The sequence below is a fragment of the Desulfobaculum sp. SPO524 genome (assembly GCF_044987625.1).
Taxonomy (GTDB): domain Bacteria; phylum Desulfobacterota; class Desulfovibrionia; order Desulfovibrionales; family Desulfovibrionaceae; genus Desulfobaculum.
Genome location: NZ_JBJDSB010000001.1, coordinates 1,064,937 through 1,077,451, shown reverse-complemented (window position 1 = coordinate 1,077,451; position 12,515 = coordinate 1,064,937). Strand labels below are relative to the sequence as shown.

Genomic DNA, 12,515 nt, shown 5'->3' with positions numbered 1-12,515 from the left:
GTGTAGCAATTTTCGTTCTTAAGCGAAAGGCTTAACGAACAGGAGGATCAGGTTGACGACGAGGGCGTAAATGGCGAGGGACTCGACGAAGGCCAGACCCAGAATGAGGGTAACGGTGATCTTACCGGAAGCCTCGGGGTTACGGGCGGTGCCCTCACAAGCGGCCTTGAGGCCCATGCCCTGACCAAGACCACAACCAGCAGCGGCGATAGCCATGCCGATGGCGGAAGCCCAGACGGAAGCGGTAGCAACGCCACCATCAGCGGCGAAGGCAACAGAAGCGACGGCGACGAGAGCCACGGTGTTCAGGACGGTCAGAATAGCTTTACGCATTGGATAAAACCTCCAGGTAGTTGATATACAATCGGTCAAATGACCGTTTCCCCCGGTATCGGGATTGGCGCTAGGCGCCGGATCAATGTGCGTGTTCCAAAGAGCCCTTCAGGTAAATCATGCCCAGCATGAAGAAGATGAAGGCCTGGATGAACTTCGCCAGTACGAACAGGAAGTACATCGGAAGCGTGCCCACCAAGGGTGCCAAGGTGAACATCAGCACGAGGACGATTTCCTCACCCTTAATGTTGCCGAACAGACGAAGCGTCAGCGACAGCGGACGGGAGAGATGGCTGACGAACTCGATGATCATCATGAGCGGTGCCAGCGCGGGAATCGGTCCCATGAAGTGTTTGACGTAGCCAAACTTCCACTTCTTGATGCCGATCCAGTTGTAGTAGAGGAACAGGAACATCGCCATGGCGGCGTTGGTGTTCACGTTGGCGGTCGGTGCGTCGAAGCCCGGAATCAGGCCCACCCAGTTCATGGGCAGGATGAACAGGAACAGCACACACAGGACCGGAAAGACCTTGCGGCCTTCTTCGCCAATGTTGGTGACGACGAAGTCCTCAAGCCCACCGATGATGAGCTCGAAGAGGTTTTGGAGCTTGCCCGGCACCATCTTCAGGTTGCGGCTGACAATGAAAGCCGTAACGAAGAGGAGCAGCATGACGGTCCACGTCAGGCTGATGTGTATCGGGACATGGATTCCCATGGCGTCCAGCGCGTTGGGAACCAGAAGAACCGGATGCGGTAATCCACCACCAGCTGCCATTTTCCTTACGCCTCCTTCGCGTTTTTCCCTATCACCTGGGCGGCGCCCCAGATGAGAATCGTGACCACTACCGTGGAAAGACCGGCGAGCAATGCCGCAACGACCGCGTTTCCCCAGACGATCAGGGCAAACAGAGCCAGACCGGTCAAAAAGAGCCGCCCGTAGAACCTGAAGAGCAGACGGGCTACGGCGCCATCTCTTTTGTGCACGAGATGCTGAACGAATTGAGTCAGGGAAGAGAAGTTCAGCGTGATAAGCACCGCGCCTGCAGCAAAATCAAACAGCCACGGATACATCCAGCCAAGGCATGCCGCTATGACGACAGAGCCTGTGGCGAGGTACAACTGATTCCGGACCAGGATGCGGACATCCCTCAGCGTGTAGCCCATCCGGTACAGCCGTGCCTCGACGTTCTCATGTATCATCGCGAGACGCATCATCTTCATCCTTATCGTTCATCATTCGCATCGCCTGCTCATATACGTTTTTGAATCCGGCGGCAATGCCGACAAGGAGGAAGAAAAGCAGTAACCACGGGCCAGTACCGAGCCATTCGTCCAGATAGTAGCCTATGGCCAACCCCACAAACGTGGAAGCCACCATGTGCATGCCGATGGTGCCCACGTCTCCCATAAGGTCAAGGAGGGGTCGTTCGTCTTTCTTCCGTTTGCCAAAGAGCATGTGTGCCGTCCTCACCGTAGCGAGCGACTTGCGTTTCGTTCAAACATTCACAAACAGCAAGCCCCTACCACGGTACGTTGTGCCAAGTCAACGGATATTCTCTGCAATTTCCGGTGCCCATGGCGTGTTTTCGCGGTGTGCATTCCCGTCATGCAAGGCGCTGTGCGTGCTCCGGGGAATGTCTGTACAATTGCGCCCGGTTGCGGGCAGGTGCGCGAGGTTTCGCCGCATGTGGTTTTGACCGCGCCCCGCGCTGTGTGGCGGCTGTACGGGCAAAGCGCTGCGCGCTGCCGGGTGGCACTGATGCTACAGCCAAGCGCCCGTGCAATCCAGCAGGAATCTGCGCGGCGGGGAGTGCGTGTGGCTGCGCCCTTGCCCTTTGGTGCCCGGCGCGTGCTCTGCCGCGCCCTCTCGGCCTTTTGCTCCTTGTTCTGCGGCAGGCTCCTTGGCTGTAGGCTCACGGCGCACGCAGGTGGCGGGGCGTCCATGAGCAGGATGACCACCCCAGCGTCAGATGAGGCGCATGCCCAAGCGCATGCCTCGGACCTCGCTTTGTGTTCAGTGCCGGGTTCAGCGCTGGCCCTCCCATCTCCAGCCAGAAACGTAGTCGCCCAGCGCCGTTTTGGCGCTGGGCGATGTGTGGGGCGGGAACGGACGTGTCTGCGTATGCATGGGCGCCGGGCGCATGTCTGCGTCAGAGCGTCTGGCTGCGTGCGGCACCGCTGGGGAGTATCCGGCGCGCCGTCATCCGGACGGCGTTGCCGGGGCGGTGTGGGCGCGGGCGACCTATGGCCGCGCAGGACGTTCCCGCCACAACAGGGTGGGGCGCTGTGGCCCGGAAGCGCTGCGTCCTACGGCGTGAGGCCGAGGGGGCGGATGACGCGCTCCAGAACGCCCTGCAATTTGGAGATGGCAACGCCATAGTTGGTAATGGGCACCCCGCGGCGGACGCATTCGCGGATGCGTCGGAGCATCTCGCGGCGGTTCAGCATGCAGGAGCCGCAGTGGATACACAGGGCGTACTGCTCAAGGTCCTCGGGAAAGTCGTGCCCGGCGTAGACGTCAAAAACGATGTCCTTGCCCGTGGCGCGCTTCATCCACTGGGGAATCTTCACACGGCCGATGTCGTCGTCGGCAACGTGGTGGGAGCAGGCTTCGGCCACCAGCACCTTGTCGCCGTCCTTGAGGGTGTCGATGGCGCGGGCGCCCTCCACCAGCGGGCCGATGTCGCCCTTGTAGCGCGCAAACAGCGTGGAGAAGGTGGTGGTGGGCACGCGTTCCGGCACGGTGGCCGCCACCTTATCGATGACCTGTGAGTCCGTGATAACAAGGGCGGGGTCGTCTTTGAGGCCACTTAGCGCGCCGGCCAGCTCGAATTCCTTGACGGTGACGGCAAGTGCGCCCGCATCCAGCAAGTCGCGCAGGACCTGCACCTGCGGCAGAATCAGGCGGCCCTTGGGGGCGGAGAGGTCGATGGGCACCACACACACGGCCCATTGTCCAGCGTCCACGAGGTCGCGGCACAGCAGCGGCTCGTCGCGGAATTCCGGCGGCGCGGCGGCGATGAGGGCTTCCTTCAGCTCGGTAATGTTCTCGCCTGTGGTGGCGGAGACGGCCAGCCAGGTGATGCCTTCGGCCTCGCACCATGCGGTGTCAGCGGCGGTGGGGGCGGAACGGTCGCTTTTGTTGAAGACGACAAGGAAGGGGATATCCAGCTCGCGGATGCGGGCGATGGTCTTCTGTTCGTAGGCGTCGAGGCCTTCGTCGCCGATGACCACCACGGCAAGGTCCGAGCGCAGCAGAACTTTGTTGGTGGCCTTCACGCGCAGGCCGCCAAGGTCGCCTTCGTCGTCGAGGCCGGCGGTGTCGTAAAAGGTGACGGGGCCGAGGGGAATCAGCTCGTAGTGCTTGGCCACGGGGTCCGTTGTGGTTCCGGGATGGTCCGAGACGATGGCGATGTCCTGCCCGGTGATGGCGTTGATGAGGGAGGACTTGCCGGCGTTGCGGCGGCCGGCCAGCGCAATGACGAGCCGGACCCCGCGTGGGGCTTTATCAGACATGGGTGCTCCTCGGTGAAAAGCCTTGGGAGGCCGAAGGGGTGTATCCGGCCTCGCGGATCATGGCCTTGACGTCTTCGGCGTAGGCGAGGGCGTCGGACGTGAAGGTGTTCTTGCCGGGGTAGATGGAATAGGCCGCGCGCACGTCTTCGGGCGTGAGCGAGGGCATGATGACGTTGCAGCCTCGGGCAAGGGCGGTGCAGCGTCCACCCGCTTGCAGAACATCCAGCGCGCTGGTGGCGGGGATGTTTGCCTGCGGGTTCAGCAGGCGTAAAATGGCCGAGGCGCGGTAGTTGGTGTCCAGCGAGCCATGGTCCTCGCCCGCGAAAGGCGTTTGCGGATGCGGAACAAAGGGGCCGGCCGCAATCATGTCCAGCTCCAGCGAGGACAGGCGCAGCAGGTCGTCGGCAAGGCGTGGCGTGGTCATGCCGGGCAGGCCCGTGATGACGCCGGAGCCGACCTCGTAGCCCAGTTTGCGAAGCTCTTCTATGCGCCGGAAGCGGTCCGCGAGGTTTTCTCCCGGTCGGCAGGCGGCGTACAGGTCCGGGTCCGTGGTCTCCAGTTTGAGGAGATAGCGGTCCGCGCCGCTGTCGCGCCACAGGGCAAAGTCGTCCTCGGTGCGGTCCCCAAGGGAGAGGGTGATGGCGATGTCCTGCTGCTCCTTGATATTACGGACAAGGGCGGCGATGGCTTCGCCGGAGTAGCTGAAGTCGTCCCCGGACTGGAGCACGAGGGTGCCAAAGCCAAGCTGCGGCACAAGGGCGGCGGCGTTCTCAATGTGCTCGGCGTCCAGCCGGTAGCGCTGGGCCTTGGTATTGGGCGCGCGCAGGCCGCAGTATTGGCAGCGGCGGCAGCAGTGGTTGGAGAACTCCACAATGCCGCGCAGGTAGACGTCCGTGCCGAAAACGTCGCGGCGAGTTGCGTCGGCAGCGCCGTAGAGCCATCTGTCGTCGTGGCCGTCCAGCAGAGTGATGATGTCGGAGCGGGAAAGGTTCATGGTCATGCGTCGGGTCCTGTGTGAAGGGTCGTGGCCGAGGCCATGGCGTGACGGCACTCGGCAAGGATGCGCAGGGCCGCGCGCTGGTCGGGCGTAGCGTCGCCGGGGATGCATCCGGCGTCTAGCCACGCATCAAGCAGGGCGGTGTCCGTGTCCACGCGCAGCCAGTAGCCCTCTGGTGCGGGCACTGGGGCGTGGGCGTAGTGGCCAAAAAAGAGACTGTCGTCGATGACGAGGGCCGGGAACAGGCCAAGGTGCGGCGTCATGTGGATGCGTACGCGTTTCGGGTGGCGCGCGGCCAGCCCGCGGACATAGTCAAGCGAGGCGTCGGCGTGCTCGCGCATGGCCTGCGCGCTCCAGTCGTGGCGCAGGATGCGGGCGGCGTCCGAAGCGGCATCTGTCCCCGCGCTGTCCGAAAGGGCGTGGGGTGTTGCCCCGCAGTTAACTGCACCGCATGCGTCTGCCGCTTCACCAAGGGCCTCGGGGGCGATGTGGATGATGTCCAGCCCCTGAAACTCGGGCGCGGCCAAGACGGCGTCAAACGCCTTGGCGTGGCGGGGCGAGGACGCAAAATTGCCGTACACGGCGGCGTGCAGAATGATGCGGCGGCGCGCCGCGGCAAGGGCGTCCGGGACGCCAAGGGCGGCAATGCCGGGAACAGCGAGCATATCGGCTCCTGAAAACGGACGGCACACATGCCTACGCCGCGCCGGGGCGCGGCGGCCTGCAAAAGCGTGGGGGACAGCGGCGTGCGTGGAGGGGCGGCAGGCGTCTGGCAATGGCCCCCGCCCGCCAATGGCGGACGGGGGCCGTGTCGTCGGTATGCTCTAGAAGTAGAGGTCGCGTTCACCCGCGTCGATGCGCTTCATGCGTTCGGCAATGCGGGTGTGGGTCTTTTCGTCGCCAATGCCTTTGAGTTCCTTTTCAAGGAAAAGGCGTCCCGCCTCGCGGGTCTCGGGGGAGGCGTAGTCGTTGAGGTACTCGTTGAAGGTCATCATGGCGTTGGGGTGGCAGAACTTCTGGATAAAGCCCTTTTTGGCCAGTTCCATGAAGTGCTCGCCAGTGCGGCCAAGGCGGTAGCAGGCGGTGCACCACGAGGGCAGGTAGCCCTGCTCCACAACGTCGCGGATGACTTCGTCAAAGGAGCGGTTGTCGCCCACGCAGAACTGCTGCACGTCCGGACGGTCGTACTCGGGGTCCGTGTACGCGCCGGGGTAGGTGCGGGAGCCGCCGGAAATCTGCGAGACGCCCACCTTGATGAGCTCGCGGCGGTACTCGGCATTTTCACGCGTGGTGAGGATGAGGCCGGTGTAGGGCACGGCCAGGCGCAGGATGGCGACGACCTTTTTGAAGTCGTGCTTGGAGATGGCGTAGGGCGGGTCGTAGGACATCTCGGACCCCAGCGCGGGCTCCATGCGCGGGAAGGAAATGGTGTGCGGGCCAACGCCCCAGTCCTTTTCCAGCTGCTCGGCATGCTGGAGCAGGGCCAGCATTTCAAAGCGGTGGTCGTACAGGCCAAAGAGGGCGCCCATGGCCACGTCGTCAATGCCGGCTTCCTGCGCGCGGTGCAGGGCGTTCAGACGCCAGAGGTAGTTGGTCTTGCGTCCGGCAAGGTGGACCTTTTCGTAGGTTTTGCGGTGGTAGGTCTCCTGGAAGCACTGGTAGGTGCCGATGCCGGTTTCCTGCAGGGCGCGGAAGCCGTCCACATCCAGCGGCGCACAGTTGACGTTGACGCGGCGGATTTCACCGGATTTCTCGGAGATGGTGTCGTACACCACCTGCATGGTGTGGGCGATCCATTTGGCGTCGAGGCGGGGATGCTCGCCGTAGACGAGGAGCAGGCGCTTCTGGCCGAGGTCCTCAAGCACGCGGGTTTCGCTGGCGATTTCCGCGTCGTTGAGGGTGCGGCGGTCAAGGTCGTCGTTGTCGGCGTTGAAGCCGCAGTACGCGCATTTGTTACAGCACTCGTTGGTGATGTACAGCGGCGCGAACAGCACCAGACGGTTGCCGTAGATGCCCTGCTTCACGGCCATGGCCGTGGAAAAGATTTCTTCGTCGAGGTCCTTGTCCGTGTTCTGCAGAAGCACGGCGGTCTCGTACTGTGTCAGCCCCTTGCGTTCCGCCGCTTTGGCGAGGATATCCCGCACTTCCGCGGGGTCCGGGGTGTCTGCCTTTTCGATGGTTGCCCAGATGGCGTCTTCGTTGATGAAGTCCTTGGCCGTGGATGTGTCGATGAGCATTCCCGCCTCCTTGTGCTACACGAGCATGGATTTGACTTTGACATTGGCAAGCTGGCCGAGCCGTCCGGTCATGGCGCCGACCTCGTCCGTGGAAGCCTCGATAATCAGTGAGATAACGTTGACGCCCTTCTCCTTGTAGGGAAGGCCCATGCGACCCACCACAATGTGGCCGTAGTCGCTGAGAATCTCGTTGACGGCCGAGGCAGCGGCAGTCCTATCGTGGATGATGATGCCGATAACGCCCATGCGTTTTTCCATGGTTGAGCTCCGTCGCCGTGTGCGGGCGGTTGTGCCTGCGCTGGGCCAGTATCTGGCCGCGCGGGCGGTGGTCAGCTCGATCTGTGAGGGGGATGGAGGAAGTGTGCGGGTGCACCTGTGGCCTTACGCCAGCACCGGTGTGCGGACGCGCAGCGTTCAGGTCGCGCAGTGGCCTCCCCTCTGGTTCAGACGTACGTCCTCCCCGCAGGTCGATTCACGTATATAGGTGACACGAATTTATAAATCGTGTGCCAGAGAAGTACCCGCTTCGCTGCGGTATGTCAATGGGGAAAAATGAAGAAAAAGTGAAGAAAAACAGAGGCTTAAAAGAGAAATAAATTCCCTACGAAATCCGCAGGATTAAGCGGGTTTCGCATGGGAAAAGGCGGGGTGGGGGAGTCGGGCGAGCCCTTGGGGTCAGACGCGGTGTCCTTCCCGCAGGCGAGCCCGGTTGCGTGCGGGGAACTAGCGCTTCAGTTCGAAGCCCTTGTCCTTGAGCGCCTGTACTTTGGCGCTGCGGTCAAAGTAGTGCGTGTGCAGCAGGTGGTGCGACTTGTGTCCGCAGGGGCCTTCGGGCAGGAAGCCGTCCTTGGCGTACAGGGACATAACAGTCGGGTTGTCCTGCGACTTGCGCAGCTTATAGATGTTGGCGTCAGCATTGTAGACGGAGCGCTGGCGCAGGCCGACGAATTCCATGGCGGCGGCCACGGCTTCTTTGGTCAGGTTCACGCCGAGAACGGCGTACCCGCAGGCCAGGCCGGCGGCCTTGATGAAACCACGTCGGGTCAGAGTAGCGACATTGTGCATGGTTTCCTCCTTTAGGCGATGCTGCGCGCGCGGAAGCGCTTGTTGACCTTGGCGATCATGCTCTTGAACAGGGAGGCCTGGACAGCCGGGTCCATGGGCTGGCCGCCGCCGTTCACACAACCGCCGGGGCAGGTCATGATTTCGATGAAGTGGTAGGGGGACTTGCCCGCGCGCACTTCGTCGCAGAGCTTGGCCGCGTTTTCGAGGCCCGAAGCCACAGCCACCTTAACGGTGCCGAAGCCGGGGATGTCGATGTCCGCAGCGTTGATGCCTTCGTGCGTGCGCACGACCTTGATATCGGGAGCGGGCAGATCCTGGCCGGAGAGTTCCTCGTAGGCCAGGCGCAGGGCCGCTTCCATAACGCCGCCGCTGGTGCAGAAGATGGTTGCGGCACCGGTGGACATGCCAAGGGCGGGGTCGGGCTGGACCTCGGGCAGGGCGTTCCAGTCGATACCGGCCTTCTTGATCATGTAGGCCAGCTCGCGGGTGTTGATGGTGGCGTCGATGTCGCGGAAGCCGCTGGCATCCAGCTCGGGGCGCATGCCTTCGTACTTCTTGGCGATGCAGGGCATGATGGACACGGTGTAGATCTTTTTGGGCTTCTCACCGGTCTGCTCTGCGCCGTAGGTCTTGGCCATGGAGCCGATCATGCCAATGGGCGAACGGCAGGTGGACAAGTGGGGGATGAGGTCCGGGTAGAAGCTTTCGCAGTACTTGATCCAGCCGGGACAGCAGGACGTAAACTGCGGCAGGGGCATCTCGCCGGTCTTCACGCGGTTGATGAGCTCAGTGCCTTCCTCAAGGATGGTGACGTCGGCGGTCCACTCGGTGTCCCACACGTAGTCAACGCCCATCTTCTTGAGGGCAGCGTGCATTTTGCCGCTGACGAAGGTGCCGGTCGCCTCGCCAAAGCACTCGCCAAGGGCGTAGCGCACGGCGGGGGCGGGCATGGTGACCACGATGGTGTCGGGGTCCTGCAGCTTTTCAAAAAGCTCGTCCACGTACGAGACGTTCTCGTAGATGGCGCCATAGGGGCAGCTGAGCAGACACTGGCCGCAGTTCATGCATGCGGCAGGGTCCACGACTTCGTGCACGAAGTCCGCGTTTTCCTGAATGGCTCCGGTGGGACAGTGGTCCTCACACTCAAAGCAGTCTACACAAAGCTCGGGGTCCACCTGCACAAAGAACATGCTGTCCGGCTCAACACCGTGGGGCGCGTTCATTTTGTAGCGGATGGACTCCATCTCCTGCGTGGCGCCTGCTCCAACCGGCGCAACGCCGGAGAGATCGACCGGCTCGACAGGCGGCTGCTGTGCCTTGCAACCTGACATGGCGATCCTCCTTCCGTTTGAGCGGGCAAACAGCCCGCGTTGTTGAAACACCTCCTGGGAACTGGGAGCGATTGTTACATTTTTTCTATGGATAGTACAATAGGAATATTAATTGCGAAATGTTATTACGCAATGCACGGTGCATACAAAAAATGGCGTTGAGGGCGATGAGACAGGCAATTTGGGGGCGGGAAGCGTTTCTATAGGACGTAGAGCGGAAAATTCAAGGAGTGAGAACAGTTATTGCGAACGCAAAGAAGAGCGTCACTCCACAACGCTCCCGCCCTGCGCCACTATGAGGAGGCAACGGGGGACGGGGAGCGGATTGTGGATGATGGCACAGCACGCGGGGAAAGACCCCGCTGGAAGGAAGAATCATGAAAAAACCCCGCGCGAACGGGGTTAGCGGTAGGATGGGGCACACGGAGGTGTCGTTGTGTGCTGTTCCCATATGCTGAAAAGGACTCTACGTGAGGTGTGGTGCGTCGTCAATGCATAATTCGGCCAGTCGTAACGCGAAAGTGTCACGCTGGTGACATGTGTGCTACTCGGCCGGTCGCTGTGGTGCGGGCGGCTGGCCTTCACCGCGGGCCTTGTGCAGTGTATATGGAAATGGAAGCGGCGCGTTGTGCGCTGTTGTGAAACAAGGTGGAGTCATGTCGTTACGCAAAGTGTTGGTTCTGGTGCTCGTTCTGCTTGGTCTTGCCGGGTACTTTGTGTTTGATCTTGGGCGCTTCTTTTCATTGGACTTCATCCGCGAGCAGCAGGCGTGGTTTGCGTCGGTGTATGCGGAGCACACCGTGGCGGTCATTGGCGCGTATTTCGTTGTGTATGTGCTGGTGACGGCGCTGTCGGTCCCCGGCGCAACGGTGATGACGCTGCTTGGGGGCGGGCTGTTCGGCTTTTGGCTGGGCTTGGTGGTGATTTCCTTTGCCAGCACCATTGGGGCGACGCTGGCGTGCGCGGCGTCGCGCTTTCTTCTGCGCGACTGGGTGCAGCAGCGTTTTGGGGGCAGGCTGGTCACTGTGAACCGGGGCATTGAGCGCGAGGGCGCGTTTTATCTGTTTACCATGCGGCTTATCCCGGCGTTTCCGTTCTTTGCCATCAATCTGGTGATGGGGCTGACCACCATGCCCTTGCTGCGGTACTATTGGGTGTCGCAATTGGGCATGCTGCCCGGAACTATGGTGTATGTGAACGCCGGCAAGGAGCTGGGACAGCTGCAGTCGCTGTCGGGCATTCTGTCCCCGTCGCTGCTCGCGTCCTTTGCGGCCCTTGGTCTGTTTCCCCTTGTGGTAAAGAAGATTATGACCCGCGTCCGCGCGCGGCGCTTTGGCGCGTAAGGAGCATGGCGTATGGGCACCTACGACTTTGACCTCGGCATTATTGGCGGCGGAGCGGCTGGGCTGACCGTGGCCGCAGGCAGCGCCCAGCTTGGGGCCAAGACCCTGCTCATTGAGCGTGAGCCCGCCCTTGGCGGGGACTGCCTGCACTACGGCTGCGTGCCCAGCAAGACCTTGCTCCACTGCGCCCATGTCTATCACCAGATGCGCTCGGCCCACCGTTTTGGTTTGCCCAGCGTCGACGTGCCGCCCGTGGAGTTCTACCGCGTGGCCGAACGCATCCGCGAGGTGCAGGCCGTGATTCAGGAGCACGACTCGGTGGAGCGCTTTTGCGGGCTTGGGGCGCGGGTGGAGTTTGGCGAGGCTGTGTTTGTGGACGAGCACAGCGTGCGTGTTGGCGGCGCGGTGTATTCCGCTGGTTCGTGGGTGATTGCCACGGGCACGCGACCCGGTGCGCCTCCCATTCCGGGGCTGGACAGCGTGGACTACCTCACCAACGAGCAGATTTTTTCGCTGGAAGAACTTCCGGCGTCGCTGACCATCCTCGGGGGCGGGCCTATTGCCTGTGAAATGGCGCAGGCGTTCAGCCGCCTTGGGAGCAAGGTCACGCTCATTCAGCGCAGCGCGCACATTCTGTCCGGCGAGGACGCCGACATGGCGGAGGTGGTGCAGCAGGCCCTGCGTGACGACGGCGTCACCGTGCACGTGGGCACCTCGGTGCGTGAGGTGGTCAGCACCGGGCACGCCGCGGAGGTGGTGTTTACGGATGCGGCGGGCGCGCCGCGCTCCGTGGTGGGCGAGGCGCTGTTTGTGGCGCTGGGGCGCACGCCGAATATCGAGGGGCTGGGCCTGGAGCAGGCGGGGGTGGACGCCTCGCGCCGCGGCATTGGCGTGGACGCGCGCATGCGCACCAATGTGAAGCATATTTACGCCGCCGGAGACGTGACCGGCCAGCACCAATTTACCCACGCCGCAGGCTACGAGGGCGGTATTGTGGTGTCCAACGCCGTCTTTCACCTGCCCCGCAAGGCCGATTACACCAACCTGCCGCGCTGCACTTACACATGGCCCGAAAGCGCCTCCATCGGCCACAATGAAAAATCCGCGGCCGAGGCGGGGCTGGATGTGGACGTCATCACCGAGGATTTTGCAGGCAACGACCGCGCCGTTGCCGAAGGCGAAACGCGCGGACGCATCAAGCTGCTGCTCACAAAGGGCCGTCCCGTGGGCGTGCAGATTGTCGGCCCCCACGCCGGGGAGCTGATTAACGAATGGGTGGCCATCCAAAGCGGCGGCGTGAAGCTGAGCACCCTCGCCAGCGCGGTGCACCCCTACCCCACCCTTGGCGAAATCAATAAGCGTGTGGCCGGGAATTACCTTGGCCCGAAAATTTTCTCTGACAAGGTTAAGAAGACCCTGAAGCTGTTCTTCAACTACAAAGGCAACGCCTGCACCCTCGGCACGCCCGACGCAGGAGCGCTGGCCGAGGACGACGACGCCTGACGCCGTGGCGGCTTCGCCGCCGCCGCACGAATTGAGGCTGAGGGCACAGCCACTTGTGGTGGGCCTGCTCAAAAGGGGAGGACTTCCCACTGGTTTTCTGCGCAGCTTTCGGCTGTTCACACAAAAGACGCCGCCCCGGCCAAGGCCGGGGCGGCGCTGTGTTTTCCACAGGGCGGCGGGGGAAAATCGC

At 62.4% G+C, this 12,515-nt stretch carries 13 protein-coding genes; 2 read left to right on the top strand and 11 right to left on the bottom strand.

Going from position 1 to position 12,515, the window contains the following annotated elements; translation table 11 throughout:
- Positions 1-18: 18 nt before the first annotated feature.
- The 11 genes from atpE to ACI3L3_RS04525 form a co-directional block, all read right to left on the bottom strand.
- Positions 19-333, bottom strand: a complete 315-nt coding sequence (gene atpE, locus ACI3L3_RS04575) for an ATP synthase F0 subunit C (RefSeq protein ID WP_404843912.1) — start codon at positions 331-333, stop codon at positions 19-21.
- Positions 334-415: 82 nt separating this feature from the next.
- Positions 416-1,108, bottom strand: coding sequence for a F0F1 ATP synthase subunit A (gene atpB, locus ACI3L3_RS04570; RefSeq protein WP_404843911.1), 693 nt, complete (start codon positions 1,106-1,108; stop codon positions 416-418).
- 5 nt (positions 1,109-1,113) lie between these two features.
- Complete coding sequence (locus tag ACI3L3_RS04565; RefSeq protein WP_404843910.1) at positions 1,114-1,548, bottom strand: ATP synthase subunit I; 435 nt, start codon at positions 1,546-1,548, stop codon at positions 1,114-1,116.
- Complete coding sequence (locus tag ACI3L3_RS04560; protein WP_404843909.1) at positions 1,523-1,789, bottom strand: AtpZ/AtpI family protein; 267 nt, start codon at positions 1,787-1,789, stop codon at positions 1,523-1,525. Before ACI3L3_RS04560 ends, ACI3L3_RS04565 begins: the two co-directional genes overlap by 26 nt.
- An 851-nt stretch (positions 1,790-2,640) precedes the next feature.
- Complete coding sequence (hydF, locus tag ACI3L3_RS04555; protein ID WP_404843907.1) at positions 2,641-3,849, bottom strand: [FeFe] hydrogenase H-cluster maturation GTPase HydF; 1,209 nt, start codon at positions 3,847-3,849, stop codon at positions 2,641-2,643.
- Positions 3,842-4,849 (bottom strand): [FeFe] hydrogenase H-cluster radical SAM maturase HydE, encoded by a 1,008-nt coding sequence (gene hydE, locus ACI3L3_RS04550; protein ID WP_404843906.1) that lies wholly within the window; start codon positions 4,847-4,849, stop codon positions 3,842-3,844. Before hydE ends, hydF begins: the two co-directional genes overlap by 8 nt.
- Positions 4,846-5,511 (bottom strand): hypothetical protein, encoded by a 666-nt coding sequence (locus ACI3L3_RS04545; RefSeq protein ID WP_404843905.1) that lies wholly within the window; start codon positions 5,509-5,511, stop codon positions 4,846-4,848. The genes hydE and ACI3L3_RS04545 overlap by 4 nt, the downstream gene beginning before the upstream one ends.
- A 159-nt stretch (positions 5,512-5,670) precedes the next feature.
- The gene (hydG, locus tag ACI3L3_RS04540; protein WP_404843904.1) at positions 5,671-7,083 is read right to left on the bottom strand and encodes a [FeFe] hydrogenase H-cluster radical SAM maturase HydG; all 1,413 of its coding nucleotides are present in this window, start codon (positions 7,081-7,083) and stop codon (positions 5,671-5,673) included.
- Positions 7,084-7,098: 15 nt separating this feature from the next.
- The gene (locus ACI3L3_RS04535; RefSeq protein ID WP_404843903.1) at positions 7,099-7,341 is read right to left on the bottom strand and encodes a TM1266 family iron-only hydrogenase system putative regulator; all 243 of its coding nucleotides are present in this window, start codon (positions 7,339-7,341) and stop codon (positions 7,099-7,101) included.
- A gap of 465 nt (positions 7,342-7,806) precedes the next feature.
- The gene (locus tag ACI3L3_RS04530; protein WP_404843902.1) at positions 7,807-8,148 is read right to left on the bottom strand and encodes an iron hydrogenase small subunit; all 342 of its coding nucleotides are present in this window, start codon (positions 8,146-8,148) and stop codon (positions 7,807-7,809) included.
- Positions 8,149-8,159: 11 nt separating this feature from the next.
- The gene (locus ACI3L3_RS04525; RefSeq protein ID WP_404844120.1) at positions 8,160-9,392 is read right to left on the bottom strand and encodes a [FeFe] hydrogenase, group A; all 1,233 of its coding nucleotides are present in this window, start codon (positions 9,390-9,392) and stop codon (positions 8,160-8,162) included.
- A 743-nt stretch (positions 9,393-10,135) separates the two neighbouring features.
- Between ACI3L3_RS04525 and ACI3L3_RS04520 the strand changes: the two genes are divergently transcribed.
- Entirely contained in the window at positions 10,136-10,822 is a 687-nt protein-coding gene (locus ACI3L3_RS04520; RefSeq protein WP_404843901.1) for a TVP38/TMEM64 family protein, read from the top strand.
- Between the two features lie 12 nt (positions 10,823-10,834).
- On the top strand, positions 10,835-12,325 hold the full coding sequence (locus tag ACI3L3_RS04515; protein WP_404843900.1) for a dihydrolipoyl dehydrogenase family protein: 1,491 nt from the start codon (positions 10,835-10,837) through the stop codon (positions 12,323-12,325).
- Positions 12,326-12,515: the final 190 nt, after the last annotated feature.